General features: G+C 61.7%; 27 protein-coding genes. 11 read left to right on the top strand and 16 right to left on the bottom strand.

The genetic code is table 11. The annotated features are described in order from the left end of the window. Positions 1 to 87: 87 nt before the first annotated feature. The 6 genes from NKI41_RS04355 (at position 88) to NKI41_RS04330 (ending at position 7261) form a co-directional block, all read left to right on the top strand. Positions 88 to 2649, top strand: coding sequence for a GcvT family protein (locus NKI41_RS04355; RefSeq protein WP_352681625.1), 2562 nt, complete (start codon positions 88 to 90; stop codon positions 2647 to 2649). Between the two features lie 245 nt (positions 2650 to 2894). Further along, positions 2895 to 3620, top strand: coding sequence for a site-2 protease family protein (locus tag NKI41_RS04350; protein WP_352681624.1), 726 nt, complete (start codon positions 2895 to 2897; stop codon positions 3618 to 3620). Positions 3621 to 3720: 100 nt separating this feature from the next. Then, on the top strand, positions 3721 to 4569 hold the full coding sequence (locus NKI41_RS04345; protein WP_352681622.1) for a DUF1194 domain-containing protein: 849 nt from the start codon (positions 3721 to 3723) through the stop codon (positions 4567 to 4569). Between the two features lie 114 nt (positions 4570 to 4683). After that, positions 4684 to 5634 carry an ABC transporter substrate-binding protein gene (locus NKI41_RS04340; RefSeq protein WP_352452114.1) on the top strand — a complete coding sequence of 317 codons (951 nt, stop codon included), beginning with the start codon at positions 4684 to 4686 and terminating at the stop codon, positions 5632 to 5634. Positions 5635 to 5705: 71 nt separating this feature from the next. Next, positions 5706 to 6482, top strand: a complete 777-nt coding sequence (locus tag NKI41_RS04335; RefSeq protein WP_352539653.1) for an ABC transporter permease — start codon at positions 5706 to 5708, stop codon at positions 6480 to 6482. Beyond that, positions 6479 to 7261, top strand: coding sequence for an ABC transporter ATP-binding protein (locus tag NKI41_RS04330; RefSeq protein ID WP_352500960.1), 783 nt, complete (start codon positions 6479 to 6481; stop codon positions 7259 to 7261). Before NKI41_RS04335 ends, NKI41_RS04330 begins: the two co-directional genes overlap by 4 nt. Before the next feature lie 10 nt (positions 7262 to 7271). On the opposite strand, the gene NKI41_RS04325 is transcribed toward NKI41_RS04330, so the two are convergent. The 4 genes from NKI41_RS04325 to NKI41_RS04310 all read right to left on the bottom strand — a co-directional run bounded on the left by NKI41_RS04325 (position 7272) and on the right by NKI41_RS04310 (position 9448). Continuing rightward, positions 7272 to 7445 (bottom strand): type II toxin -antitoxin system TacA 1-like antitoxin, encoded by a 174-nt coding sequence (locus NKI41_RS04325; RefSeq protein WP_352500959.1) that lies wholly within the window; start codon positions 7443 to 7445, stop codon positions 7272 to 7274. Between the two features lie 58 nt (positions 7446 to 7503). Then, positions 7504 to 8442, bottom strand: a complete 939-nt coding sequence (locus NKI41_RS04320; protein ID WP_352501106.1) for a GlxA family transcriptional regulator — start codon at positions 8440 to 8442, stop codon at positions 7504 to 7506. Positions 8443 to 8792: 350 nt separating this feature from the next. Further along, on the bottom strand, positions 8793 to 8927 hold the full coding sequence (locus NKI41_RS04315; RefSeq protein ID WP_013894968.1) for a hypothetical protein: 135 nt from the start codon (positions 8925 to 8927) through the stop codon (positions 8793 to 8795). 335 nt (positions 8928 to 9262) lie between these two features. Then, entirely contained in the window at positions 9263 to 9448 is a 186-nt protein-coding gene (locus NKI41_RS04310; RefSeq protein WP_352452109.1) for a hypothetical protein, read from the bottom strand. 229 nt (positions 9449 to 9677) lie between these two features. On the opposite strand from NKI41_RS04310, the gene NKI41_RS04305 reads away from it, so the two are divergent. Next, positions 9678 to 10577, top strand: coding sequence for a LysR substrate-binding domain-containing protein (locus tag NKI41_RS04305; protein ID WP_023676521.1), 900 nt, complete (start codon positions 9678 to 9680; stop codon positions 10575 to 10577). A gap of 5 nt (positions 10578 to 10582) precedes the next feature. Here the strand turns inward: NKI41_RS04305 and NKI41_RS04300 are convergent, their stop codons facing one another. The 10 genes from NKI41_RS04300 to NKI41_RS04255 form a co-directional block, all read right to left on the bottom strand. Beyond that, positions 10583 to 11566 (bottom strand): alpha/beta hydrolase, encoded by a 984-nt coding sequence (locus tag NKI41_RS04300; RefSeq protein WP_352539654.1) that lies wholly within the window; start codon positions 11564 to 11566, stop codon positions 10583 to 10585. A 268-nt stretch (positions 11567 to 11834) separates the two neighbouring features. Further along, the gene (locus NKI41_RS04295; RefSeq protein ID WP_352470285.1) at positions 11835 to 12017 is read right to left on the bottom strand and encodes a hypothetical protein; all 183 of its coding nucleotides are present in this window, start codon (positions 12015 to 12017) and stop codon (positions 11835 to 11837) included. A 186-nt stretch (positions 12018 to 12203) separates the two neighbouring features. Further along, positions 12204 to 14273, bottom strand: a complete 2070-nt coding sequence (locus NKI41_RS04290) for an ASKHA domain-containing protein (protein WP_023676517.1) — start codon at positions 14271 to 14273, stop codon at positions 12204 to 12206. 113 nt (positions 14274 to 14386) lie between these two features. Next, the gene (locus NKI41_RS04285) at positions 14387 to 15361 is read right to left on the bottom strand and encodes a methyltetrahydrofolate cobalamin methyltransferase (RefSeq protein WP_023676516.1); all 975 of its coding nucleotides are present in this window, start codon (positions 15359 to 15361) and stop codon (positions 14387 to 14389) included. Positions 15362 to 15441: 80 nt separating this feature from the next. Next, complete coding sequence (locus tag NKI41_RS04280; RefSeq protein ID WP_023676515.1) at positions 15442 to 16533, bottom strand: methylenetetrahydrofolate reductase; 1092 nt, start codon at positions 16531 to 16533, stop codon at positions 15442 to 15444. Next, on the bottom strand, positions 16530 to 17153 hold the full coding sequence (locus NKI41_RS04275; protein WP_352454616.1) for a methylenetetrahydrofolate reductase C-terminal domain-containing protein: 624 nt from the start codon (positions 17151 to 17153) through the stop codon (positions 16530 to 16532). The genes NKI41_RS04280 and NKI41_RS04275 overlap by 4 nt, the downstream gene beginning before the upstream one ends. Continuing rightward, positions 17146 to 17448 (bottom strand): virulence factor, encoded by a 303-nt coding sequence (locus tag NKI41_RS04270; RefSeq protein WP_352539655.1) that lies wholly within the window; start codon positions 17446 to 17448, stop codon positions 17146 to 17148. The genes NKI41_RS04275 and NKI41_RS04270 overlap by 8 nt, the downstream gene beginning before the upstream one ends. A gap of 234 nt (positions 17449 to 17682) precedes the next feature. Further along, complete coding sequence (locus NKI41_RS04265; RefSeq protein WP_352681619.1) at positions 17683 to 18594, bottom strand: fatty acid desaturase; 912 nt, start codon at positions 18592 to 18594, stop codon at positions 17683 to 17685. Positions 18595 to 18637: 43 nt separating this feature from the next. Continuing rightward, the gene (locus NKI41_RS04260) at positions 18638 to 19420 is read right to left on the bottom strand and encodes a formyl transferase (protein WP_352681617.1); all 783 of its coding nucleotides are present in this window, start codon (positions 19418 to 19420) and stop codon (positions 18638 to 18640) included. Positions 19421 to 19498: 78 nt separating this feature from the next. Next, positions 19499 to 20074 (bottom strand): DUF4893 domain-containing protein, encoded by a 576-nt coding sequence (locus NKI41_RS04255; RefSeq protein WP_352681615.1) that lies wholly within the window; start codon positions 20072 to 20074, stop codon positions 19499 to 19501. A 121-nt stretch (positions 20075 to 20195) separates the two neighbouring features. Between NKI41_RS04255 and NKI41_RS04250 the strand changes: the two genes are divergently transcribed. Both NKI41_RS04250 and NKI41_RS04245 read left to right on the top strand, forming a co-directional pair. Beyond that, positions 20196 to 21107 (top strand): NAD-dependent epimerase/dehydratase family protein, encoded by a 912-nt coding sequence (locus tag NKI41_RS04250; protein WP_352681613.1) that lies wholly within the window; start codon positions 20196 to 20198, stop codon positions 21105 to 21107. 44 nt (positions 21108 to 21151) lie between these two features. Then, positions 21152 to 21667: a hypothetical protein gene (locus NKI41_RS04245; RefSeq protein ID WP_352681611.1), complete on the top strand. Its 516-nt coding sequence runs from the start codon at positions 21152 to 21154 to the stop codon at positions 21665 to 21667. A gap of 58 nt (positions 21668 to 21725) precedes the next feature. Here the strand turns inward: NKI41_RS04245 and NKI41_RS04240 are convergent, their stop codons facing one another. Then, a complete protein-coding gene (locus tag NKI41_RS04240) occupies positions 21726 to 22355 on the bottom strand; it encodes a DUF1638 domain-containing protein (RefSeq protein WP_352500949.1) in 630 nt (209 codons plus the stop codon). Between the two features lie 64 nt (positions 22356 to 22419). Here NKI41_RS04240 and NKI41_RS04235 point away from each other — a divergent pair, with 64 nt between their 5' ends. Continuing rightward, on the top strand, positions 22420 to 22560 hold the full coding sequence (locus NKI41_RS04235; RefSeq protein ID WP_023676507.1) for an entericidin A/B family lipoprotein: 141 nt from the start codon (positions 22420 to 22422) through the stop codon (positions 22558 to 22560). 81 nt (positions 22561 to 22641) lie between these two features. Here the strand turns inward: NKI41_RS04235 and NKI41_RS04230 are convergent, their stop codons facing one another. Then, positions 22642 to 23340: a cobalamin B12-binding domain-containing protein gene (locus NKI41_RS04230; RefSeq protein WP_023676506.1), complete on the bottom strand. Its 699-nt coding sequence runs from the start codon at positions 23338 to 23340 to the stop codon at positions 22642 to 22644. Positions 23341 to 23648: 308 nt separating this feature from the next. Here NKI41_RS04230 and NKI41_RS04225 point away from each other — a divergent pair, with 308 nt between their 5' ends. Next, positions 23649 to 25223, top strand: a complete 1575-nt coding sequence (locus tag NKI41_RS04225; protein WP_352500948.1) for a trimethylamine methyltransferase family protein — start codon at positions 23649 to 23651, stop codon at positions 25221 to 25223. Positions 25224 to 25316 lie beyond the last annotated feature (93 nt).

The raw sequence follows: 25316 nt of genomic DNA, 5'->3' as shown, positions 1-25316 counted from the left end.
TTTTTTGGCGATGTCGCAAACAGGCTGCAAGCGCGGCGCCGCGCCGCCCTATAGTCTGCTCGCAATAGCATCTTGGAGTCGCGGGCAATGGCAGGGTTTCCGGAAAAGGCGAAGGTCGTCATCGTCGGGCTGGGCGGCATCGTCGGCGCATCGGTCGCCCATCACCTGATCGAGCGCGGATGGGACGATATTGTCGGCATCGACAAATCGGGCATCCCGACGGATATCGGCTCGACGGCGCATGCCTCCGACTTCTGCTACACGACCAGCCATGATTTCCTGTCGTGCTGGACGACGCTCTATTCCCTCGATTTCTACGAAAAGATGGGTCACTACGCGCGCATCGGCGGCCTCGAGGTCGCCCGCGTCGGCGACGACGCCCGCATGGCGGAGATCAAGCGCAAGATCGCCTCGGCGAAGGCCTTCGGCACACGCGCCCGCCTGATCGATCCCGCCGAGATCAAGGAAAAATTCCCGCTGATCGAAGAACAGATGGTACAGGGCGGCCTGTGGGATCCCGACGCCGGCCTCGTCATCCCGCGCTCGCAGACCGTCGCCGGCAAGCTTGTCGATCAGGCGGAAGCTTCCGGCAAACTCAGGGCGTTTGCCAATACGTCGGCCAGGTCGCTCGTCATCGAGAACGGCCGCATCAAGGGCGTGGTGACCGACCGCGGCACCATCGAGGCCGACTATGTCGTGGTCTGCACCGGCATCTGGGGACGGCTAATCGCGGAAATGGCGGGCGAGGACCTGCCGGTCATGCCGATTGACCATCCGCTTACCTTCTTCGGGCCGTACACCGAGTTCGCCGGCACCGGCAAGGAGATCGGCTGGCCGCTGCTGCGCGACCAGGGCAACTCGGCTTACATGCGCGATACCGGCGACCCCAAGACCGCCGAAGGCGGGCAGATCGAATGGGGTTATTACGAAGAGACCAATCCGCGCCTCTGCCATCCGCGCGATATTCTCGAGAAAAACGAGGCGCGGCTTTCGCCGTCGCAACGCGATCTCGACATGGAACAAATCCTGGCGCCGCTCGAGCGCGCCATGGAACTGACGCCGATCTTGGGCGAGCTGGGCTACAATGAGAGCCATTCCTTCAACGGCCTATTGCAGGTGACAGCGGACGGCGGCCCCTCGATGGGCGAAAGCCAGAAGGTCAGGGGCCTATGGTATGCCGTTGCGATCTGGGTCAAGGACGGCCCCGGCATGGGCAAGCTCATCGCCGACTGGATGACGGACGGCCGCACGGCGATCGACCACCACGCCATCGACTATTCGCGTTTCTATCCGCACCAGACGAAAGAACAGTTCATCTGGGATCGCTGCACCGAAACCGCGATGAAGGTCTACAACCCAGCGGTCCATCCACGCGAGCCCTTCTCCAAGGCTCGCAATGTCCGCCGCTCGCCCTTCTGGGAGCGCGAGAAGGAACTCGGCGGCTATTTCATGGAACTCGGCGGCTGGGAGCGCGCCCATGGCTACGCCGCCAACGAGCATCTGCTCGAGAAATACGGCAACCGGGTGCCGGTGCGCCAAAACGAATGGGATAACCGCCACTTCTGGCGCGTCTCGAACGCCGAGCATCTCGCGATGAGCGAGGATTGCGGCATTGTCAATCTGTCGCATTTCGCCATGTACGACGTGGAAGGCCCGGACCATGTCGCGCTGATGGAATGGCTGTGCGCGGCAAAGATCGGCGGTGACGGCAATATCGGCAAGGGCATCTATACCCATTTCCTCGACGAGGAAGGCATGGTGCGCGCCGACCTGACCGTCATCCGCATGGCCGACCGCTGCCGCGTCATCGACGGCGCCGATGCCGGGCCGCGCGACTTCCAGTACATGCGCCGGACGGCAGAGGACAAAGGCTTCGACGTTAGCGTCACCGATGTGACCGAGAGATATGTGACCGTCGGCATCTGGGGTCCGAACGCGCGGGCGACATTGAGCAAGTGCGTGGAAAACCCCGACGGGCTGACGCCTGAGAATTTTCCCTTTGCCGCGATCAAGCCCGTCAGGATCGCCGGCAAGGACGTGACCGCCTTCCGCATCTCCTATGTCGGCGAGCAAGGCTGGGAACTGCACATGCGCTACGACGACGGCCTAGCTGTCTGGGACGCGCTGCGGTCGACCGGCGTGATGGCCTTTGGCGTCGAGACCTATGCCAACAGCCGCCGCATGGAGAAGAGCCTGCGCCTGCAGAATGCGGACCTGTTGACCGAATACAATCTGCTGGAAGCCGACCTTGCCCGTCCGAAAGTCAAGGAGGCCGATTTCTGCGGCAAGGCAAAGCATCTGGAATATCGCGCCCGGGCGCATCAGCCGGCCATGCTTTGCACGCTTATCTTGACGGACAATACCGATTCCAATGGCGTTCCCCGCTATCCGGTCGGCACGATGCCGGTGATGGACCCGCAAACCGGTGAGACGCTCGTCGACGAGCTCGGCCGCCGCTCCTTCACGACTTCGGTGGCCTATGGTCCGACCCTCGGCAAGAACATCGCGCTCGCCTACCTGCCCTGGGCGTATTGCCAGGAGGGCCGCAAGCTGAGCGTCGAATATTTCGGCGAGAAGTACCCGGTCGAAGTGGCCGCCGTCGGCTACAGGCCGCTCTACGACCCGGAGAACCTCAATCCTCGCAGCTAACCGTTGCTTGCCTGCCGATTCTCCACACAGGCAAGCCGAGCAGTGCCGGCAGGACCTGAATGCAGAAGCCCGATTCATTGTCGGGCTTCTCGCTTTGTGGAGCGATGATTCTCGCTTACCGTCGCGCTGCGATTGGGGGGTGCCTTTGCGGCGGATCGGCTGGGATAGAAAAAACGATGCGCTTGTGTTTCAGCTGAACCGGAATATCCCGGTTCGCGTCAGCTGGACCTTCGCAATTCCCCATTGTGCTGCCCTTCCTGAACGAGTGGGCGAGCCGACCCAAGGATGCATTGATCCATACCTCTATCTTTGCAGCGCTTCTGTTTGCGTCGATATTTCTGCACGAACTGGCACACGCATGGATCGGACGCCGACAAGGCGTCGCCACCGACAGGATAGAATTATATCTCTTCGGCGGGTTCACGCGTTTCAAACGCGCCGCAGCACCATCGCCTGCCTGGGCGCGGATTGCGATAGCGGGTCCCCTGGCGAACATCGCGCTCGCCGCGTTTTTCGATGCGGCCTATTATCTGGTTTTTGGAGAACTCATCCCAGTTGTACCCGAAAGGCCATTCGGGTGGCTGCCGTCAAGGTCGGCCGGTCCTCTGGAATGGACGCTTTGGATTGGCGCATTGTTGAACGTGTCACTTATCATTCTCAACATCCTGCCCGCCTACGATCTGGATGGCGGCGTGATTGCAAGACATTTGTTCCTGAGACGCTTCGGCGCCCGCCGGGCCGCGCAGATCGTCGGCATCTGCGGCATCGTACTTTCAATTCTGCGTTTTGCGATCATCTTGCCTGCCGCGGTTGCAGGTATTCTGTTGTGGCTTCCGCCGTCATTCAAGCCGAACTGGACGGCAGCGCGCGGGGTCGGTGCTAGAAAACCGAAGCCGGACCCATCCTCCGAGACGGATGTCGAGAAGGCCGTGGAATGGCGGGGACGGGGCGGGCGCCGCATCCACAAATGAAATTCGTTTTCCGGCGGTTCGCAAAAATGTGACAGAATGAGCCCGGCTCTCCACCGGGCTTTTCTCTTTGTCGATCGGCGATTTTCGCTTACCGTGCGGCATGTCTGGTTTTGCCCGTGCAAGACATCTCGTCTCGGGTGCCGCCGCGCTGGCGTCGGTGCTATGGCTGACTGCAAACTCCCGCGCCGCCGAGCCGGTTGACGTCGAACTGGTACTGGCGGTCGACGTTTCGCTGTCCATGTCGCCGGACGAGCTCGAAATCCAGCGTCATGGCTATGCGGCGGCGCTGACGCATGACGATGTCCTGCAGGCAATCGGCGAAGGCGCTCATGGCAAGATTGCCGTCACCTATGTCGAATGGGCTGGCGCGACCTGGCAGCAGGTCGTTGTGCCGTGGACGGTGATCGCCAATCGTGCCGACGCCGAGCGGCTGGCAGCGCAGCTTTCCGCTCATCCGCCGGCCAGTGCCAGGCGCACCTCGATCTCCGGCGCGCTGGAATTCGCCAGCGATCTCTTTGCTGAAAGCGGCTTCCAGGGCGTCAAGCGGGTGATCGACATTTCGGGTGACGGCCCCAACAACCAGGGCGCACCTGTCGATATCACCCGCGACGCTGTGATCAAGCAAGGCATCACCATCAACGGCCTGCCGCTGATGACCAGGGGCGGGTTCAGCAGCGCTTACGATGTCAACAATCTCGACCGCTACTACAGCGACTGCGTCATCGGCGGGCCGGGCTCCTTCATGATCCCGGTCAATGACTGGACGCAGTTTCCGGCGGCCATCCGCCGCAAGCTGGTGCTGGAGCTTGCCGGTCCGGCCTCGCCGCAGCGAGCGGCGGAAGGGGCGGCGCATCCGCCATTGGTGCTGGCACAGGACATCCCCGTCACCGACTGCCTGGTTGGCGAAAAAATGTGGCGCGACCGCAGCTGGATGTACGACAGCCGCTGATGGCGGAGTTTGCTGTCGATGGTGACATACCGCAGTGCAGCATCTGCTTCATTGACAAGCCTGCGGGCGTCTGTGACACAATTCCGCATCCGAACACATTAAAGGGGAACCGACATGAACAGGATCGGAATTCTTGCCGCAAGCTTGACGCTTGCCGTCGGATTGTCCGCGCCGGCGATGGCCGCCACATCGGTCAGCATCGGCATCAGTGGGTGGACCGGCTTTGCGCCGCTGACGCTCGCCAAGCAGGCCGGCATCTTCGAAAAGCACGGCCTCGACGTCACCTTGAAGAAGGTGCCGCAAGCCAGCCGGCCGCTCGCCATCGCCAGCGGGGACCTGCAATGCGCCGCCACCACGGTCGAGACCTGGCTGGTCTGGAACGCCAATGGCGTGACGACCAAGCAGATATTCCAGCTCGACAAATCCTACGGCGCCGACGGCATCGTCGCCCGCAACGACATCAAGACCGTCGCCGATCTCAAAGGTAAGTCGGTCGCGTCTTCGGCGCCGGGCACCTCGCCCTATTTCATGCTGGCCTGGGTGCTCAACAAGAACGGCATGTCGACCAAGGACGTGACGGTCGTCAACCTGGAGCCGGATGCGGCGGCGCAGGCGTTTCTCGCCGGCCAGAACGATGCGGCGGTCACCTATGAGCCGTTCATCTCGGCGGTGCGCGAAAAGTCCGACCAGGGCCATATCCTTGTCACCACTCTCGACTATCCGATGGTGCTCGATACGGTCGGCTGCACGCCGGAGTTCCTCAAGGCCAATCCGGATGCGGGCAAGGCGCTTGCCGACAGCTATTTCGAGGCACTCGACCTGATCAAGAGCGATCCGGCGAAATCCTATGAGACGATGGGTGCCGACGTGAAGCAGTCGGCCAAGGAATTCGAAGAGTCGGCCAAATACCTGAAATGGGCCGACAAGGCTGAAAACAAGCAGTTCTTCACCAAGGAATTCCAGGACTTTTCCAAGACCGCCGGCGAGCTTCTGCTGCAGATGGGTTTGATCAAGGAAGCGCCTGACGTCTCGACGTTGGCCGACACCAGCGCCGTCGCCGACTAACCGCCAGGATTGTCGCCCGGCGGCGGCGCGTGCGCCGCCGCTTTTTCATTCAGATCAGAGGACGGTCGAAGATGCCGCGCCCCTTGCATCCGGTCTCGCCGGGCATTCGAACCGTGCTCGGCATTTCGTTCTTCGTGCTGTTCGTGGCGTTCTGGGCGTGGATCACGCTTGGCGGCCACGTCAATCGCATTTTCCTTGCCGATCCGCTGTCGATGGTGAGAGACGGCTGGCGGCTGCTGGTCGAGGACCGCTTCTGGCTCGACATCCTTATCACCATCTGGCGCGTCTTCGGCGGGTTCCTGATGGCGGCCATCGTTGCCGTGCCGCTCGGCATCTTGATGGGTGCCTGGAAGCCCGTGGAGGCGTTCCTGGAGCCGTTCGTCTCCTTCGCCCGCTATCTGCCGGCATCGGCCTTCATCCCGCTGCTCATCCTGTGGGCGGGCGTTGGCGAGCTCGAAAAACTGCTGGTGATCTTCGTCGGCTCGGTGTTCCAGATCATCCTGATCATCGCGGTCAAGGTCGGCGGCACACGGCGCGACCTAGTCGAGGCGGCCTACACGCTTGGCTCGTCCGACAACGGCATCGTGCGGCGCGTGATCATGCCGGCCAATGCGCCGGAGATTGCCGAGACCCTGCGGCTGGTGCTCGGCTGGGCCTGGACCTATGTCATCGTCGCCGAGCTGATCGGCTCGTCGTCGGGCATCGGCTACATGATCATCAACAGCCAGTCGCGGCTGGCGACAGGGCAGATCATCTTCGGCATCATCGTCATCGGCCTGATCGGGCTGTTGTCCGATTTCGCCTTCAAGGCGCTCAACCGTTGGCTGTTTCCATGGAGCCTGGCGTGAGCAAGCTGCTCATCGAAGGCGTCTCGCGCACCTTCGCCGGTGTCGGCGGTGGGCAGCCGGTCAAGGCGCTGATGCCGATCGATCTGGCGGTCGCCGCCAACGACTTCATCACCATCCTGGGGCCATCCGGCTGTGGAAAGTCGACGCTGCTCAGGATCGTCGCCGGCCTCGAAGCGCCGAGTGGGGGACGTGTTCTGCTCGACGGCAGGGTGGTGGACCGGCCCGGTCCAGACCGCGGCATGGTTTTCCAGTCCTATACGCTGTTTCCGTGGCTGACGGTCGCCGAGAACATCGCCTTCGGCCTGCGCGAACGTGGAATGGCCGAGCACGAGCGCAGCGAGATCGTCGCTTCTTACGTCGATCTCGTCGGGCTGAGAGGTTTTGAAAACCATTGGCCGAAGCAGCTTTCCGGCGGCATGCAGCAGCGCACCGCGATTGCCCGGGCACTGGCCAACGATCCGGAGATCCTGCTGCTCGACGAGCCGTTCGGCGCGCTTGACAACCAGACCCGCGGGCTGATGCAGGAACTGCTTCTCGGCATCTGGGAGCGCCGGCAAAAAACGGTGCTGTTCGTCACCCACGACATCGAGGAGGCGATCTTCATGGCGTCGCGCGTGGTCGTGATGACGGCACGGCCGGGCCGCATCAAATCGGACGTTGCCGTCGACCTGCCGCATCCGCGCCACTACACGCTGAAGACCAGCCCGGAATTCTCGGCGCTGAAAGCGCGGCTGACGGAAGACATCCGCGTCGAGGCTATGCGCACGGCGCAGGTATAGTCGCCGCAACCTACACTCGACCGCGACCGGAAAAGATGCTCGGTTCGCTCAACAGGCGCTTTAGACGTGGAAGGTCGCGCGTAGGGGCGTCCAGTGCCGCCATGAACGCGGCCCATTTTTCTGCATCGAGGCGGAAGCTGTGCGGGTCGGCCGGTTTTTGGGATAGGCTCGAACTCGTGGTCATGCGACATCTCTCGATGCGGGAATATCACACTTCGCCGGTCCTCTGCTGATTTGCCAGATCAAGCCGCCAGCAATTGCTTGCGATCGACGCGTTCCTGTTGCGGCGAGCGGGCGTACAACTCGCGATAGCATTTGGAGAAATGCGAGGCGGAAACAAAGCCGCAGGCGACCGCCACTTCGACCACCGGCAACGACGACTGGATCAGCAGGTGCCGGGCGCGGTCGAGGCGGATCTCCAGATAGTAACGGGCAGGGGAGCGCCCCATCTCGGTGCGGAACAGGCGCTCAATCTGCCGGCGCGACAGGTCGACATGATCAGCGACCTCGATCAGCGAGAGCGGCTCGGAGAGATTGGCTTCCATCAGCTCGATAATAGCCAGAACCTTGGAATTCTGCACGCCAAGGCGGGCGCGCAGCGGCAGGCGCTGGCGGTCGGTCGGGCTGCGCACGCGATCAGTCAGCACCTGCTCGCAGACGCGGTTGACGAGGCTTTCGTCGAAATCGTCGCCGATCAGCTTCAGCATCATGTCGAGCGCGGCGGTGCCGCCGGCGCAGGTGTAGATGTTCTGGTCGATCTCGAAGAGGTCGGCGAAGACATTGGCCTTGGGGAACGCCTCGGAAAAGCCCGGCAGGTTCTCCCAATGGATGGCGCAGCGCTTGTTGGACAGCAGGCCTGCGGCGGCCAGGATATGCGCGCCGGTGCACAGGCCGCCGACGGCAACGCCGCGATTGTACTCCTCGCGCAACCAGGCAAAGGCCGATTTGTTCTGGTAGCGCTCGACATTGATGCCGCTGCAGACGATGGCCATGTTCGGCCGGTCCGGTCCGGACATTTTCTTGCGCTCTTCCTCCAGCGAGGTGTTGACGGCGCATTCGACGCCGTTCGAGGCGCGCACCGGCTTGCCGTCGATGCTGGCGAGCCGCCAGCGATAGGCTTCATAGCCGAGCATGCGGTTGGCCGAACGCAACGGGTCGAGCGCCGTCGCGAAGGCGATCATGGTGAAATCGGGGACCAGGAAGAATACGAACGATCGCCGGATCGGGTGCTTTACGACATTCACGGGTAGATCCTCACGCTGCAATGGCGCGAACAGGATGTCGCGATTAGCACAGCGACATCAGGAAAGACGTTTCCTGTCAATTGGCTAGACGGCAACGGAGCGACTTTATTTGCGACACGGGTCGCAAATGGGCGATCGCTATGCGGCGAAGGACGCGACATGCCGCCGGATCGACCAACCGAGCCTATGCAGTCTGCGCACACGAAAACGCCGCCTCGGCAAAACCGAAGCGGCGCTGGATCGACTTCGAAGCAGCGCTAGGCTGCTTCCGCCGGGATTGCCGCGTCTCAGGCGACGAAGCCGAGGCGCGCGGCAGCCATGGCACCGGTCTGGCCAGGCATGGTGTTGGCCAGGCGCTGGCGCTCGAGCGCGGTCGTCAGGTTCATTTCGCGACGGGCAAAGAGGCGGGCAAAAAGCTTCATGATCATCTCCATTCGGTTGCTCAGACGGGTCGCCTTCGCTTGATGGAGTGGGGCAGCTCGTTTGTTGATGATGATATAGGCTTACGTGAGGGGAAACTAAATCGCAAAAGCGAAGCACTTGATATGAAAAGCGACACGGAATGCGACAAATTTGGGCATTCTGCCCAGGATTTTCGATTATTTACAATGCGTTGATTGCCAGTGCGGGCTGCTATGCGACTTGCTCATATGCGGCATGCGACGGCGACATGGCTCGGGAAAATCATTGGAGTACAAACAAAAAAGCCTGCCGGGCTGATCTGCGCGGCAGGCCTTCAGCTGTTGATACACACGGTTTACTTTGCTCCAGCCCACGATCCCACACCATGGCGAGTGCCGGCCTTGGCATCGGCAGCTTCGGGCCAGCCGATATCCTTCTGCAGTTCAATCGGCAGCGCGCGGATGGCGCGTTCCGTCTGGTAGCGGGCACGGGCCTCGCTGAACTCGGTCGCGATCCGACCGATGGATGACAGGATAGACATCTCATTCTCCTTCGCGTTGGGCCGGGTCGTCCCGGCGCTTGCAGCGTCAGGCGGTACACCGGCTTTGTTTCAGCTTCATTTCGTGTCGATTGCAGGTCCGTGTCATGGTTGTTTCGGGACCACTTCGATGCGTCCTGCCTCCGACCGAGTTGACTATCCTCCCAAACTGATGTTCAATCAAACGAAATGGAATGATGGTTTGCATCAGAAAAATTGAAGGCCGCTTGCCATGAACGCCCCACTCAATCATCCGCTGCCGCTGCTCGATCTCGATGTTCTGCGCACTTTCGTCGCAATCGCCGAGACCGGCAGCTTCACCACTGCGGCCAATGCGGTCTTCCGCACGCCGTCGGCCGTCTCGATGCAGATCAAGAAGCTGGAGGACATTCTCGGCCGCTCGGTGTTCGCGCGCGACGCCCGTTCGGTGACGCTGACCACCGATGGCGAGATGCTGCTCGGCTATGCGCGCCGGCTGCTGTCGATCAATCGCGAGGTGGTGTCGAAGTTCATCATTCCAGACATTGTCGGGGTGGTGCGGCTCGGCTCGCCGGACGATTACGGCGAACGTGTGCTGCCGCATGTACTGAAGCGGTTCGCACAGTCGCATCCATCGATCGCGGTCGACGTCACCATCGACCAGAGCGTCAATCTGCGCCGGCGCATGGACGACCGGGCGCTCGACATCACGTTGCTCACCAACTCGTACAAGACCAGCGCGATCGGCGCCGAAGTGCTGCTCACCGAGCCGATCGTCTGGGCCGGTGCCAAGGGCGGTTGCGCGCATCTGCGTGAGCCGCTGCCGGTCTCATTGTGGGAAGAGGGCTGTGCCTGGCGGGCAGGGGCATTGGAGGCGCTTGGCCGCGAGGGCCGCAACTACCGTATCGCCTATATGAGCGCACACACGGCCGGCCAGCGCGCCGCGATCATGGCGGATCTTGCAGTCGCGCCGCTGCCGAAATCGTTCCTCGGCAGCGATATGGTCGAGCTGTGCCCGAAGGACGGCATGCCTGACATCGGCACCTACAATCTGGCCATGGTGGTGACGCCGGACGCCAGCGCTCCAGTGAAGGCAGTCGCCGACCATATCCGCGCGACGTTTGAGATGTTCAGGGAAACTGGGAAGTTCTGAGCCAACTACGACCTGAGCGGCGCAACCAGATCGCGAGGCGTTCCGTCGCGGTCTGCCCTTTGCAGCGACAACTCTCCTGCCTTGGCATGATAACTGTCAGTTTCGTTGGTCAAGAAGGCCACTATGCTGTCCCGCGCGCGACGCGCCTCCGGCATGTCGATCAACGGCCAGACATGGAACATGCCTTGCTCGTGGACGACCTCAATTTCGACGCCGGCCGCGCGTGCCTTTTCCGCGAAAATCAGATTGTCGGGGGTGAGCAGATCGCGTGAACCGGTCAGCAGCAGCGTTTTGGGCAGCACCGACAGGTCGCCGTAAACCGGGCTGATGCGCCAGTCGGTGGGATCGATGCCGGCGCTGTAAAGCCGGATCGCCTCGCGGCCGCCGGCAATGCCCAGCCACGGATCGTTGCGTTCGGCCTCATACATTTCTGGGTTGGCGAGCGACACGTCGAGACCGGGCGAAATCAGCACGTGGCGTGATGGCAAGGGCAGGCCGTCTTGCGCAGCCATCATGGTCAGCACGACGGCCATGTTTCCGCCGGCGGAATCGCCCATGAAGATGATATCATTCGCCCTGGTTTCGCCGAACATCTGGCGGTAGACGGCGCCGACCATGCCGAACATGGCGTGAAAATCGTGTTCGGGAGCAATGGGATAGATCGGCACGGTGATACCGAACCCGAGGCGGTCGGCCATGTCGGCGATCAGCCGCCAATGATAGGGTGTGATTTCAAAGACGTAAGCGCCGCCGTGCAGGTAGAGAATCCGCCTCCGCTCACCAGCCTGGGGAGCGATCTCGTAGACGGGAAAGCCGTTGATCGTGCGGGTTGTGATCTCCAGGCGTGACCACAGCGACGCAGGCGGCTGATGGTTTTCCGTCCTGCGCGCATAGGCGATCCAGCGCTGCAGGTTCTCGGGGCTGGAAAACGCCTTCTTGCGGCTGTACCTGAGGACGAACGACACGACGTGGCTTTTGAGACTGGGCATGCAGATACACGGACTTCGGCTGAGCCGACTAAGAGAACCCCCGACTATTTCGAAGATTGTGTCGCCACCAAAAAAGTCAAGATTGATGCAATCTCAACACGGTCGTTTGATCCCAGCTGTCGACAAAGCGTCCGGCCATGAAGTCTCTGGCCTACCGGTGCAGCTCAACGCCGCGGCAGCAACGCGGCGCGCAGCCAATTGTTGGGTGCAGCCGGAGCCGCATTGCGGCTCCGGCGAATACCGAGCAGCTTGCATTTGTCGATGAATTTCATCCGCGCTGCGTGCCCCATCCGACCGAAAGCTGCCTTTCGCTCGAACGCGGCGACACCGGCCAGCCAATGTCCTTTTGGATCTCAGGCGGCAAGCTGTTGAGGATGCGCAGCGACTTGCGCGCTTCGCGTGTTTTCTTGAAGGCCGCACCATAGCGGCCGAAGCTTTCGAACATCGACATCTTGATCTCCTTGGAGCGTTGCGGTGGCCGAAAACTGTTTCCGCCTGCCGTTCGATGCCGGTTAAATGCTCCGCCTATGTATCTGGCGGATTTCACGAAAACGCGATTTCGTTTCCAGATCGGCGCGATCTGGAAACATTTGCATACAAATGAAAATGGAAGGTCTGACAGCCTGGCGGAGGCGAGTCATCCCCGCCCGCGCCGCGCGGCATGGCCTTCGCGCGAACGCCGCCGCGGGGCAGCGTCGCCGGCAATGCCGTCTTCGCTCACCGTCTTGCGCGGCGGCAGTTTCACCGCCGCCGACAGCTTGGGAAACGGGTCGATCTTGTTCGGGAGCGCCATGGCATAAACGAAATGTTCCTGGAATTTCGGCTCCAGCGCCGTCTCGATCTTCTCGATCTTGCTAACGGTTTCCTCGATCTCGCGGCGATAGCCACGGTTCAACAGCGCCATGCGGGCGCCGGCGCCGGCCGCATTGCCAACGGCCGAGACCTTGTCGAGGTCGCAATCCGGAATCAGGCCCAGCACCATTGCGTATTTCGGGTCGATGAACGAGCCGAATGCGCCGGCGAAGTGGATGCGGTCGACATGATCGGTGTGCTGTTTTTCCATCAAAAGCTTGGTGCCGGCATAAAGGGCGGCCTTGGCTAGCTGGATAGCGCGCACATCAGTCTGGGTGATGGTGATCTTGGGCTCGCCTTCCTTCAGCACATAGGAGAAGGTGCGGCCATTGGCGACGACGCGGGGCGAGTGGCCGCTCAGCGATCCATCGACGACGCCGTCCTCGGAGATGATGCCGGCGAGATACATCTCGGCGACCACCTCGATGATGCCGGAGCCGCAAATACCGGTGACGCCGGTCGCCTGCACACTGTCGAGGAAGCCCGGCTCGTCGGACCAGAGTTCCGAGCCGATGACGCGGTATTTCGGTTCCAGCGTTTCAGGATCGATGCGGACGCGCTCGATGGCACCCGGTGCGGCGCGCTGGCCACCGGAGATTTCCGCACCTTCGAAGGCCGGGCCAGTTGGCGATGAGGCCGCCACGACCCGCTGGCGATTGCCGAGCACGATCTCGGCATTGGTGCCGACATCGACGATCAGCATCATCTCGTCCTGGCGGTGCGGCCCTTCCGACAGCGTCACTGCGGCAGCGTCCGCGCCGACATGGCCGGCAATGCAAGGAAGCATATAGAGCCTGGCGCCCTGGTTGAGCTTCAAACCGATATCCGATGCCTTGATGTGCACGGCGCCGGAGACGGCTAGCGCGAAGGGGGCGCCGCCGAGCTCGGTCGGATCGATGCCGAGGAACAGATGGTGCATGATCGGATTGCCGACGAACACGGAATCCAGGATGTCGTTGCGCTGGACGTTGCCTTCGGTGCAGACCTTGTCCACAAGCCCCGAAATGGCCTCGCGCACGGCGACCGTCATGCCTTCGCGGCCGTCCGGGTTCATCATCACGTACGAGACACGGCTCATCAGATCCTCGCCGAAGCGGATCTGCGGATTGGATGTGCCCGACGAGGCGGCGACGCGGCCCGACAGCAACGACACCAGATGCATGGCGATCGTGGTCGAGCCGATATCGCAGGCAAGTCCGTACGCCTCGTTCTTGAGGCCGGGCCACAAAGCGATGACCCGTGCGGTCTCGCTGTCGGTGTCCTTGTGGATGGCGGCGGTCGCGGTCCAGTTGCCTTTGCGCAAAATGCCTTGCACCTGCGGCAACAGATGGAAATCGAAATCGAGGCTCTTGAGGCCCCAGTCCTTCATCAGCGCGATCTTCAGACGGTCGAGGTCGCCGAGCGGCTTGTGCATGTCGGGTTCTTCGATCTCGACATAGCACATGCGGATTGCCGCATCGCGGGCGATGACCCTGGTGTCGGCGTCCTTGCGAATGGTCTGCGCGTTGATGACGGTGTCCTGCGGCACGTCGACGACGAGATCGCCGAGAATCTGCGCCGAGCAGGACAGCCGGCGGCGCTCGGGCAGGCCGCGTACGCGCTCGTAGCGCTCTTCCTTGGCGCCCTTGGGCGAGAGGTGATCGTTGGAGGAAACGATCTTGTGCTTGGCGAAATTGCCTTCCTGCACCTCGATCTGGCAACGCCCGCAAGTGGCACGCCCGCCGCACACGCTCTCGACATAGACACCGAGTTGGCGCGCGGCGTCCAGAACCGGCGTGCCGACCGGAAACCGGCCGCGCTTGCCCGACGGCATGAACAGCACGAGCGGATCGGTGATGTTGACGGGAGAGTTCATACGTTCCAGACTTTACTTTCTACGCAGCTCGGGTCTTGGCTACGGCAGCGATGCCGCTATGTCTCGGTTCCTCCCCAGTCCTAGGCCCCATATCGTGTCGGCCAAGACCTGGCTCAACCCCGGGCCATACGCGCTTCGCGGCCGCCGCGCCTGCGTCCGCCATTGCCATTGCCATCGCCCGGCGCGTTGACCTGCGTCCGGGCGGCAACGGCTTGGCCGCCTTCAGCAGGCTTGTAGTCCTTGTAGGTCCTGATCCAATTGGTGCAGTTCTCGTCGGTGCCGTTCAGCACGTTGGCGCCACGCACCGCTTCCATTTCCTGCGGCCGCACCGGGTTCATGATCGCCGAGGTCATGCCGGCGCCGATCACCATCGGGATGAAGGCGGCGTTGATGCCATGACGGTGCGGCAGGCCGAATGAGATGTTGGAGAGGCCGCAGGTGGTGTTGACCTTGAGCTCCTCGCGCAGCCGGCGTAGCAGGGCAAATACCTGGCGGCCGGCATCGCCCAGCGCGCCGATCGGCATGACCAGGGGGTCGACGACCACATCATGCGCCGGAATGCCGAAGTCGGCACAGCGCTGAACGATCTTCTTGGCGACGGCGAAGCGCACATCGGGGTCCATCGAAATACCGGTCTCGTCGTTGGAAATGGCCACGACAGGAACGTTGTATTTCTTGATCAACGGCAGGATGGCTTCGAGCTTTTCCTCCTCGCCGGTGACAGAATTGACCAGCGGCCGGCCCTTGGCGACCTTCAGCGCCGCTTCGATTGCCGCAGTCACGGAGGAGTCGATCGACAACGGCAGGTCGACCAGGCCTTGCACGATCTCCAGCGTCTGCACCAGCAGCGCCGGCTCGGTGGCGTTGGGATCGACTGCAGTGACGCCGGCATTGACGTCGAGCATGGTCGCCCCACAGGCGGCCTGCTCCAGCGCATCCTTGATGACGGTCTCAAAATTGCCGGCGATCATTTCGGCGGCCAGCTTTTTGCGGCCGGTCGGATTGATGCGCTCGCCGATCACGCAGAAGGGCTGATCGAAGCCGATGATGATTTCTCGTGTCGCCGAGGCGACGATAGTGCGGGTCATGAAATCTCTCCATCGTGATATAAAGAGTTCTTTATATCGTTATCTGTTTCTGATCAAGCGAATGCTGACGATTCGCGCTGTCAATGCGCGGTCTTGACCATGTCGACCTGGGTTTCGGTGAGGTCGTCATGCAGTATGTGGTCGAGCCGGTCGGCAACGAGCTGGTCGTCGCGGCGGATTTCGCGTTTCCACGGCCGGCGACCCTTCAGCACGCCAGATTCGTCGACGATCTCAGCGACGTATTCTTCCTGGCGATAGGCCATCACATGGACGCCGGACACACCGGGAATTTCCTTCACCTCATTGATGATGTCGATGCAGAGCTGCTTGCCTTCCTTCTTCTGATCCTGAGCGCCTTCCAGGCGCTTGACGATCTGATCGGGAATGTGAATGCCCGGTACGTTGGAGCGGATCCATTTGGCCGTCTTGGCCGAGGCCAGCGGCCCGACGCCGCACAGGATGAAACATTTCTCGGTATAGCCGAGATCGCGGACCTTCTGCATGTAGGTGCGGAACATCGGTACGTCGAAGCAGTACTGGCTCTGCACGAACTGTGCCCCGGCGGCGATCTTCTTGCCCAGCCGATAGGGCCGGAAATCGATCGGCGGCGCAAACGGGTTGATCGCCGCGCCAAGGAAAAGCTGCGGCGGGGTCGTGAGTTTGCGGCCGGACAGGAATTTGCCGTTATCGCGCATAACGCGGCAGGTTTCGAGCAGCGACATGCAGTCGAGATCGAACACCGGCTTGGCGCCGGGCTGGTCGCCGGCCTGCACGCCGTCGCCGGTCAGGCACAGCATGTTGGCGACGCCCATCGCAGCACCCCCAAGCACGTCGCCCTGGATGGCGATGCGGTTCCGGTCGCGGCAGGCGATCTGCATGATCGGGGCATAGCCCATGCGGGTCAGCAGCGCGCAGATGCCGACCGACGACATGTGGCAGTTGGCGCCGGAAGCGTCGACGGCATTGATGGCGTCGACCCAGCCGTCGAAAATCCTGGCGCGGTTGTAGACGTCTTCCGGATCGGCGCTGTCGGGCGGATTGAGCTCGGTCGTCACTGCGAACTCGCCGCGCCTGAGGACGCGTTCCAGCCGGCCACGCGAGGTGTGGCCGGGCAGGGGATCGAGCGGCAAATGGATGCCGGCCGGATTCTCGTCTGGCTGACGGCCGATCATGCCGATGCTCCGGTCTTCGTAGTATTCCGGGCCGCATTGCGGGCGGCCGCGGCCTGCGCGGTGACCCGCAGCCAGGCGGAAGTTTCGCGCAAGGACTGATCCACCGGCTTCTGCACTTCCAAAATCTTGTCGCCATGCACCATGTTCCGCGAGCCTTCCCAGGCTTTGACCCAGACGCAAGGCATGTCAGGCTCGACCTCGCAATTGCCGTTGGCGCGGACACCGCCGCAAGGGCCGTTGCGCAATTGCTTGGGGCAGTTCATTGGGCACGACATGCCGGTCGAAGAAAGAATGCACTGGCCGCACATGCGGCAGTCGAACATGAATCCCTTGACGCGCTTTTCGACGAATTTCACAGGCCCTTCGACACGGCTGTAGCCGATGCCCTTCCACAGCGGATGGAGGAGCAGGAACATGTCGGCGAATTTGCCGTAGAACCATTCGAGCAGCCGCGAATGCCGCACAGACCAAAGGCGCACCGCGAAAGAGCGCTGCACACGCCGCTGCGGCGACACGTCGGCCGGCTTGTAGTCGGATTTCGGCGCCGCCTTCTTGACGATGGTCGCCTGGGTCACGCCGGCTTGAGCCGTCGTCGCCGGCATTGATTGGGGATCAGACATTTTCTTTGCCGCCCGCCTTGACCAGAGCGACCAGCCGCTCACGGTCGTATTTCGCATCAAGTTCCTGAAGAGCCTTCTCGGCCTCGGCTTCAAGATCGTCACTGACCGGAATGGGTTCTGCCTTGCGCCATTCGGCAAGATAGTCGTCGGTGCCGCCGGCGCCGGTGCGCATGGCGCACATGTCGATCGCCTCGGTGAAGCGCAGCGGCAGTTCGCGCTTGGCATTCTGCCGGCCCTTTTTGACGATGACCTGGGCGGGGATGTCGCGCCAGTAGACGACGATCAGATCGGCCATGAATTCCTGCTCCTGCAGAGCGCCGTGCGTCCAATCGACTCACAAACGATGCTCTACCACTTAACTCCGCTGCATCGTGCTCTCCGAAGATCGATTCCGATCTTTTGGCCAATGCAGTGGTTTCGAGCATTGCCGGAAGCGCTGTTGGGCTGCTTGTTATGGGACGACGCGGGGGCCTTCAAAAGCGACGCAATCGACGGCCGCGGTTGAAAGCGGAGTTTCTTCCAGCACTGGTCAGCCGGCGCGGCCATCGTAGCTGCCGACCAGCTTCCTGTGGAAGCGCACGTAACCTCGTTCGGTCGTGCGTAAATGCTCCGCGACGATGTCATGGAAGCGCGGCAGGCGGTGGAAGGGAACGGCCGGATAGGAATGGTGCTCGGAATGGTACGGCATATTCCAAGCCACGAAGCGCACCAGCCTTGTGGTGAAGGTGGTGCGGGTGTTCTCGAGCATGTTGGCGACATGTGGGCACAACGCGTGCTCGGCCAGCAGGTAGGCACGCAAAAACGGCTGTCCGACCAGCACCGGCACGATCCAGACCCACAACAGCAGCGCCGACTGCGCGGCGAGCGATGCGGCCAGCAATGCCGCATAGCCGATCAGGAACTGCCGTGCTTCGGCAACCACCTTGCCGCGGCGCTTTTCCGGCACAAAGCCGTCGCGGTTGCGGCCCGCCGCATTGGTTGCGATCACACGGCCCATGGCGATCCAATAGGGGCCGCCTGACAGATAGCGCAGATATTGGCTGATGGTCTCCGGCTTCGGGGCCATCAGTTCGGGGTCGTTGTCCGGGTCGTGCGTATGGCGGTGATGGGCGAAATGGAAATAGCGGAACCATGCCGGCGGCAGCAGGATCAGGAAGCCGGCCACGGCGGCAACAGCGCGATTGAGCCGCGCCGTCCTGAACGCCGTTTCATGGATGGTCTCGTGCAACGGCGTGAAGAAGAAGACGATCAGGATTCCCTGCGGCAAGACGAGCGCGGGCCAGAACGGGATGCGAGCGGCGATCAGCGCGCCTAGCAGGATAACCAGCCCGGCATGGACCGCCAGCCGGACAATGCCTGGCCGGTCAACCCTGGCGGTGAGGTCGCGACGGTCCTCGACCGAAAGGCCGGCAATGATGGTGCGGTGGTCGATGTCGCTCATGATGCAATGTTAGTGGCGGGTGGCTGTCCGGTAAATCGGCGCGTCACCAGACGCCGTTCCTTATCCCCGTCCAGAGATAAAACCATATCGTCGGATGATACCATTGTGTCGAAGGTAGGCCGGGATCCACCGTGCCGACCTTGCCGGCCAGCGCATCCCTGACCGCTTCGACGCAGATGTCGCGCGAGAAGGCCGCCTGCCGCAACGCGTAGCTCGAAACTGTGTCGCCCGGCTGCGGTTTGCCACGCGTCTGCCGCAGCACGCCGCCAGTGTCGACGCCGGCGTCGACCAGATGCACGGTGGTGCCGAAGTTCTCCGCATCGCCTGAGGCCAGCGCCCAGTAGCCGCCGTTCATGCCACGATATTTCGGGGCGATGCCGGCATGGTAGTTGAGGACCGGGCAAGGGATTTTCGCCAGCGTCTGCCGCGACAGCAAGCGGCAGCCGGCGAGCAGCACCACACCCGGCTGGATTTCCGCAATCGCCTGCAGGCACTCCGGCGCGTTGGCCGACGAGACATAAATGATCTTTTGCCCAGGCTTCGGTTCGGTTTGCAGCTTCTGCCCGGCGGCAAGCCGTGCTGCGTGGCCGGCGAAGAAGCGCTTACCGAGGCGCGTCAGCACCATCGTGCCGAGTTGACCGATGGCCGAGGTCCAGCCTTGCCGCCGCGCCCGCGCGAGAAGCAATTGCTTTTTGGATTCAGGAGCTTCGAGGATGACGCTGACCGGGCCGAGTTGATCGGCGAGGGCGTTGACGATCGCCCAGATATGCGGGCCGCCTTGGGTGACGACGACGATCGGCCGTTGGTTTGTTTTCGACAGTGCCATGCTCTGCGACTCTCCGCAAAGAACCTGTTCTTTGCGCGCGAATGCTAGGCTGACCGGGTTAACCCCTGGTGATCGGGCTCAGCGCTTGAATTCGAGGATATCGAGCTTCGATTCGTAATAGGGCGCCGGGAACTCGATGCGCCATTCACTGGCGCTGTTGCGGAAGGCATAGCCGACCTGATCGCTTTCCGGGCCGCTGCCGTAGGGCTTTGCCGGATCGTCGTTGACGTGGAAGGAACCGAGATAGATCGCGCGTTTCTCGCCATCGTCGAAGAAGCGGCCCTTGGTGCGCTGCGAGCCGGTGATCTTTTCCAGTCTCCAGCCGGAACCGTCGTCGCTCACCTTGCATTTGAACCAGCCATAGATGACGAGCGGGCCCAATCCGCCGGCCTTGATGGTGCGGCATTGCCATTTGCCGGTCAGGTCCCTGTCAGAGAAGGGAACCAGCGGCTTTGCCAGCAAGGCGGCGAGCTGCTTGACCTCGGCGGGATCGCCGGCCCTCGCCTCGTTAAGCGCTGCCTTGCGCGTCTCGCCATATTTGTTGAGCCGCGCCTTGTCGGCAGCCGTTATCAGCTTCTGCACCTCGCCATCGGCGAACGCGGGCATGGTCAAGCAGAGGACAGTTGCTGCGGCAAACATGAGGCGAGCGATCATCGGTGGCGTTTCCCTTTTGATGGCTGGAGCAGGCTGTTTTCTCGTCTGGCGCATACCTTAATGTTTCGCCGCGTTCTGTCATCCGTGCCTGAGCATCGACAGCAGAAACGAGGTGGAAAGAATGGGGATCTTGCTGACGGGATCGTCCGGTTGGCTGGGCAGCGCCTTGGCGCCGCGCCTGCGGGCTCTTGGCCATGACGTCACCGGCCTCGATCCCGCCCCATCCTCGGAAACGCGAATCGTCGGCTCAGTCGCCGATCGCGACCTGGTCATGAGGGCGGTCGAGGAGAACCGCATCGAGGCCATCATCCATAGCGGCGCGCTGCACAAGCCTGACATCGAACGTCATCGCAACGAGGATTTCGTCGAGACGAATGTGCGCGGCACGCTCAACCTGCTCGATGCGGCGGCAGCTTTTGGCGTTCAGCGCTTCGTGTTTACGTCGACGACATCGCTGATGATTTCCGAGTCCATCCGCACCGGCTTCACCGGCGGGGCGCGCAAGGCGGCATGGCTGACGGAAGACATGTCGCCTGAACCGCGCAACATCTACGGCGTCACCAAGCTTTCAGCCGAACAGCTCTGCCGGCTCTATCATTTGCAGTTCGGCCTGCCGGTGATCGTGTTGCGCACCGCCCGGTTTTTTCCCGAGGCGGACGACATGGCGCACGTGATCGAACAGTCGGATGCCAACACCAAGGCCAATGAGCTGTTGTTCCGCCGGCTGACGGTGGAGGACGCAGCCGACGCCCACATCGCTGCCCTGGAGAAAGCGCCGCAATTGGGCTTCGACACTTTCATCATCTCGGCACCGACGCCTTTCCAGCCCGAAGATTGCGCGGCCTTGATCGCCGACGCGCCGTCGGTCGTGGCGCGCTATTTTCCGGATTATCCGGCGCTCTACGCGAAGAAAGGCTGGACGATGTTTTCGTCGATCGACCGGGTCTATGATGCGTCGCGGGCGAGGAAGCGGCTGGGTTTCATCTGCAAGACGAGCTTTGCCGATGTGCTCGCCCGGCTTGTGGCGGAATAAGAGCGCGGGTATTCGTCAGGAATGCGCGTCACTGGGAGAGGTAGTTGGGAGTAACAATCCACTTTGAAGGACAGTTACGGGGTCACGGGCAATATGCTGCTTTGCTGCACGAAGCCAAGGCGTTCGCCATTGCGCGAGACTGGCCGGTGCGCGAGATCGATGAGCGCGAGAAGACGCTCAATCGAGTCATTGATGAACGAAACGTGGACTATATTGGCCCTGTGTTTGGAATAGAGCTTCAACCGCATCCCAATTCGGAACCGCTGCGGCTTGAGTTCGACAAGCACCTCTTCGTTCAACAACACTGTAAAACTCAGTTTTCAGGTGCAGGCGCTCATATCGAGATCATCAGCTTTCTTCGCGAAATTACTCGCTTGTTCTCCAGTCTCAATGTCGTCGATGAAGGGGAGTATTGGGAGCTAAGTGATCCGTCAATTCTGCAAAGTAATTTTGACAATGTCGATGCAATGCTTGCCGAAATATTGCTTAAAGATCCAACCGCGCGGGGACCGATCCGCCTTGAAACCGGACGCATTATCGATGTCATATCGGATCGGTGAATCGGTGGGCGAAAATGAACGGCAGCCTCCGGCAAACGCTTAGAGGACGCTATTTCTTTTACGAATGTGCTGAGGCGCTGGCCAGTTCCTTCGTCAGGTCACCATAGCCGGTCGAGCGGCGCTCATAGGCGAGGCCGAGCATTTTCGCCGCCTTTTCGGCGACCTTGTCGAGTTCCGGGTCGTTGGTCTGAGCGATATAGATCAGCTTCTCGTAGTTGCCGAAATAGTCCTTGATCAGCTCCGGGTGCTTGTCGAGGCCGAGCGGCTTCATGAAGAAGGCATCGAATTGCCGGCAGAGGAAGTCGGTCATGTAGAACGACATCATGTCGTCATCGGCGACCTTCGCATAGGCATCCATGCCCTGGTAGAAAGCAAAGCAATGCGGCCCGGCCATGCGCTCGACGCCATGCTTCTCGCAGATCCGATCGAGCAGGCCACCCGTGCCGCAATCGGCATAGCCGACGAAGATGTGTCTGTAGCCGTCGGTCTTGGCCTTCTCGATAGCCCTGTCCATGGCCGGCGCGATGCGGTCCGGATAGAAATGGAACTCCGCCGGCAGGCAGGTCAGGTCGAGATGGTCGAGCCCGAGCTGCTCCTTGACCGCCAAAACTTCGCGCGCGATCATCCCGCAGGCGATGACGAGCAGCCTGTCGCCTTGATCGGATTGTTGTTTTCGCGCGGTAGTCATGGAACCAGTCTAATCGATCTTCGTTGCTGTCCGGCGAATTTATATGCTGAGGGAGACACCAATCATGAAATTGTTCCGCGTCGCGCCAATCGCTATTCTCGCCTGCGCCTTGGCTGTTTCGGCCTGCGCCAACACGGTGCGCGGCGTCGGTAAGGATATCAAATCCACTGCGAAGGCAGTTGACGATACCGTCAAGAAACCCTGATCCGCACGGCTCTCAACATTTGGGAATAAAAAAGCCGCACTGCAAGGCGCGGCTTTTCTTGTTCGTGCCGGACTTATTGGCTCAGGCCGAAGCGCGGACGTTGTGCTTGCGCTTCATGAAGTCCTTGGCGGTCTCGACTGCCACCGCGGCGTCGCGGCAATAGGCGTCGGCGCCGACGGCTTTGCCGAATTCCTCGTTGAGCGGTGCGCCGCCGACCAGTACGACATAGTCGTCGCGAATGCCTTTTTCCTTCATCGTATCGATGACGACCTTCATGTAAGGCATGGTCGTCGTCAGCAGGGCCGACATGCCGATGATGTCGGGCTGGTGCTTTTCGATGGCATCGAGATATTTTTCGACCGCATTGTTGATGCCGAGGTCGATGACATCGAAGCCGGCGCCTTCCATCATCATGCCGACCAGGTTCTTGCCGATGTCGTGGATGTCGCCCTTGACGGTGCCGATCACCATCTTGCCCTGCTTCGGCGCGCCTGTGGCGACAAGCAGCGGACGCAGGATGAACATGCCGGCCTTCATCGCGTTGGCCGACAGCAGCACTTCGGGAACGAACAGGATGCCGTCGCGGAAATCCTCGCCGACGATACGCATGCCCTCGACCAGAGCCTCGGTCAACACCTTGTAAGGCGCCCAGCCGCGCTCGAGAAGGATATTGGTGCCTTCCTCGATTTCTTCCTTCAACCCGTCATAAAGATCGTCGTGCATCTGCTGCACCAACTCGTCGTCGGAGAGTTCCGAAAGGATGATCTCGTCGTCGGCCATTTTTTCTCAGGCTCCTTGCCGGCTACAACTATCGCGGCAGCTTAAAAATATCGCGTCAATACCTAACCCGCACGGGCCGGTTGTCCATAGCTGATTTGCGACTTCCCGCAAAACGAAAGCGACCGTAAATCTCTTGGAATTCTTGTCGATTTTGCGACAGGCGTTGGCGCTGGCGGGCCGTTTCGAATAGGGTGCATGGCTACGATCCGGCCAGAGACCGCAATATGCGGCCGCAAACGGATTTCAGGCCGGTACAACAGCCCGGCCGGAGTAAATCAGGCCAGAACGAAAGCCAGGGAAGAACGATTATGAGTGAGAACGCGCCGGTCGATCAGGAAGCGTCAAACGCACGGCGCGGGCGCGCTGCCAGCGGTGGCGCCGCAGCCCGACGGGCCGCGCGTTCGGGCGGCGGCCCCGGCACACAGCTCACCTATATCAAGCGCAAGATCAACGTCTATGAAGTGCTGGACGAGGAAGGGCTGGCGCTGATCGAAAAGAACACCGACACGGTGCTGGAGGAGATCGGCATCATCTTCCGCGACGACGCCGAGGCGCTGCAGCTTTGGAAAGAGGCGGGCGCCGACGTCAAGGGCGAGCGGGTGCATTTCCCCAAGGGCCTCTGCCGCTCGCTGTTGAAGACCGCTCCGTCCGTCTATACCCAGCACGCCCGCAACGGCGAGCGCTCGGTGCAGATCGGCGGCAACGCGACAGTGTTCGCGCCGGTCTATGGACCGCCCTTCGTGCGCGATCTCGACGGCGTCAGGCGCTATGCGACGATCGAGGATTTCCGGAATTTCGTGAAACTCGCCTATATGGCGCCGTCGATCCACCATTCGGGCGGCACGGTTTGCGAGCCGGTCGACGTGCCGGTCAACAAACGGCATCTCGACATGGTCTACAGCCATATCAAATATTCGGACAAGCCGTTCATGGGCTCGGTGACCGCGCCCGAGCGCGCGGAAGATACGGTGGCGATGGCCAAGATCGTGTTCGGTGACGATTTCGTCGAGAACAACACGGTGCTGACCAGCCTGATCAACGCCAACTCGCCGATGGTCTTCGACGAGACCATGCTGGGAGCGCTGAAGGTCTATTCGCGCCACAATCAGGCCTGTATCGTCACGCCGTTCATCCTTGCCGGTGCGATGAGCCCGGTGACGGTCGCCGGCACGCTGACCCAGGTTTTAGCCGAGGTTCTGGCGGGAGCGTCGTTCACCCAGCTGATCCGGCCGGGTGCGCCGGTGCTGTTCGGCACCTTCGCCTCGTCGATCTCGATGCAGTCGGGCGCGCCGACCTTCGGCACGCCGGAGCCGTCGCTGGTCTCGTATGGCGCCGCACAGCTTGCCCGTCGGCTCGGCCTGCCGTTTCGCACCGGCGGTTCGCTCTGTGCTTCAAAAATCCCCGATGCGCAGGCCGCCTACGAGAGCGCCAACACGCTGAACTCGACGATCCTCGCCGGCACCAACTTCGTGCTGCATTCGGCCGGCTGGCTCGAGGGCGGTCTCGCCTCCTGCTACGAAAAGTTCATGATGGATATCGACCAGCTCGGCATGACGCAGAAGTTCTCTGAGGGTGTCGACCTGTCGGAAAACGGCCAGGCGATGGACGCCATCCGCCAGGTCGGCCCAGGCAGCCACTATCTCGGCTGCGATCACACCCAGGCCAATTTCCAGACCGCGTTCTACCGCTCCAACATCGCCGATAACAATTCCTACGAGCAATGGCTGGCCGAAGGCGAAAAAACCGCGCCGCAGCGCGCCAACGAGCTCGCCCGCCGCTGGCTCGAAAGCTACGAGGCGCCTTACCTCGATCCGGGCATCGACGACGGGCTGAAGGACTTCATCGGCAGGAAGAAGGCGTCGATGGCCGACGCCTTCACCTGAAAGGAGCCCGAATCAGGCGGGGCTAAAGTCGCCAACATCATCCACAAGGAAGTCTGGCGGAGTGCCTTCTCCGACCCGGACAAGAAGGGATGA

Origin of the sequence: Mesorhizobium sp. M0601 (assembly GCF_040320845.1) — a bacterium.
Taxonomy (GTDB): Bacteria; Pseudomonadota; Alphaproteobacteria; order Rhizobiales; family Rhizobiaceae; genus Mesorhizobium.
Note: the sequence above shows the minus strand (reverse complement) of the source record. Positions and strands in the feature narration are given on the sequence as shown.

Bases quoted from the DNA above. Each gene is read 5' to 3' on its own strand.
- NKI41_RS04355 (WP_352681625.1), top strand. From the start codon at position 88: ATGGCAGGGTTTCCGGAAAAGGCGAAGGTCGTCATCGTCGGGCTGGGC.
- NKI41_RS04345 (WP_352681622.1), top strand. From the start codon at position 3,721: ATGTCTGGTTTTGCCCGTGCAAGACATCTCGTCTCGGGTGCCGCCGCG.
- NKI41_RS04340 (WP_352452114.1), top strand. From the start codon at position 4,684: ATGAACAGGATCGGAATTCTTGCCGCAAGCTTGACGCTTGCCGTCGGA.
- NKI41_RS04335 (WP_352539653.1), top strand. From the start codon at position 5,706: ATGCCGCGCCCCTTGCATCCGGTCTCGCCGGGCATTCGAACCGTGCTC.
- NKI41_RS04325 (WP_352500959.1), bottom strand. From the start codon at position 7,445: ATGACCACGAGTTCGAGCCTATCCCAAAAACCGGCCGACCCGCACAGC.
- NKI41_RS04320 (WP_352501106.1), bottom strand. From the start codon at position 8,442: ATGATCGCCTTCGCGACGGCGCTCGACCCGTTGCGTTCGGCCAACCGC.
- NKI41_RS04315 (WP_013894968.1), bottom strand. From the start codon at position 8,927: ATGAAGCTTTTTGCCCGCCTCTTTGCCCGTCGCGAAATGAACCTGACG.
- NKI41_RS04310 (WP_352452109.1), bottom strand. From the start codon at position 9,448: ATGTCTATCCTGTCATCCATCGGTCGGATCGCGACCGAGTTCAGCGAG.
- NKI41_RS04305 (WP_023676521.1), top strand. From the start codon at position 9,678: ATGAACGCCCCACTCAATCATCCGCTGCCGCTGCTCGATCTCGATGTT.
- NKI41_RS04300 (WP_352539654.1), bottom strand. From the start codon at position 11,566: ATGCCCAGTCTCAAAAGCCACGTCGTGTCGTTCGTCCTCAGGTACAGC.
- NKI41_RS04295 (WP_352470285.1), bottom strand. From the start codon at position 12,017: ATGTCGATGTTCGAAAGCTTCGGCCGCTATGGTGCGGCCTTCAAGAAA.
- NKI41_RS04290 (WP_023676517.1), bottom strand. From the start codon at position 14,273: ATGAACTCTCCCGTCAACATCACCGATCCGCTCGTGCTGTTCATGCCG.
- NKI41_RS04285 (WP_023676516.1), bottom strand. From the start codon at position 15,361: ATGACCCGCACTATCGTCGCCTCGGCGACACGAGAAATCATCATCGGC.
- NKI41_RS04280 (WP_023676515.1), bottom strand. From the start codon at position 16,533: ATGATCGGCCGTCAGCCAGACGAGAATCCGGCCGGCATCCATTTGCCG.
- NKI41_RS04275 (WP_352454616.1), bottom strand. From the start codon at position 17,153: ATGTCTGATCCCCAATCAATGCCGGCGACGACGGCTCAAGCCGGCGTG.
- NKI41_RS04270 (WP_352539655.1), bottom strand. From the start codon at position 17,448: ATGGCCGATCTGATCGTCGTCTACTGGCGCGACATCCCCGCCCAGGTC.
- NKI41_RS04265 (WP_352681619.1), bottom strand. From the start codon at position 18,594: ATGAGCGACATCGACCACCGCACCATCATTGCCGGCCTTTCGGTCGAG.
- NKI41_RS04260 (WP_352681617.1), bottom strand. From the start codon at position 19,420: ATGGCACTGTCGAAAACAAACCAACGGCCGATCGTCGTCGTCACCCAA.
- NKI41_RS04255 (WP_352681615.1), bottom strand. From the start codon at position 20,074: ATGATCGCTCGCCTCATGTTTGCCGCAGCAACTGTCCTCTGCTTGACC.
- NKI41_RS04250 (WP_352681613.1), top strand. From the start codon at position 20,196: ATGGGGATCTTGCTGACGGGATCGTCCGGTTGGCTGGGCAGCGCCTTG.
- NKI41_RS04240 (WP_352500949.1), bottom strand. From the start codon at position 22,355: ATGACTACCGCGCGAAAACAACAATCCGATCAAGGCGACAGGCTGCTC.
- NKI41_RS04235 (WP_023676507.1), top strand. From the start codon at position 22,420: ATGAAATTGTTCCGCGTCGCGCCAATCGCTATTCTCGCCTGCGCCTTG.
- NKI41_RS04230 (WP_023676506.1), bottom strand. From the start codon at position 23,340: ATGGCCGACGACGAGATCATCCTTTCGGAACTCTCCGACGACGAGTTG.
- NKI41_RS04225 (WP_352500948.1), top strand. From the start codon at position 23,649: ATGAGTGAGAACGCGCCGGTCGATCAGGAAGCGTCAAACGCACGGCGC.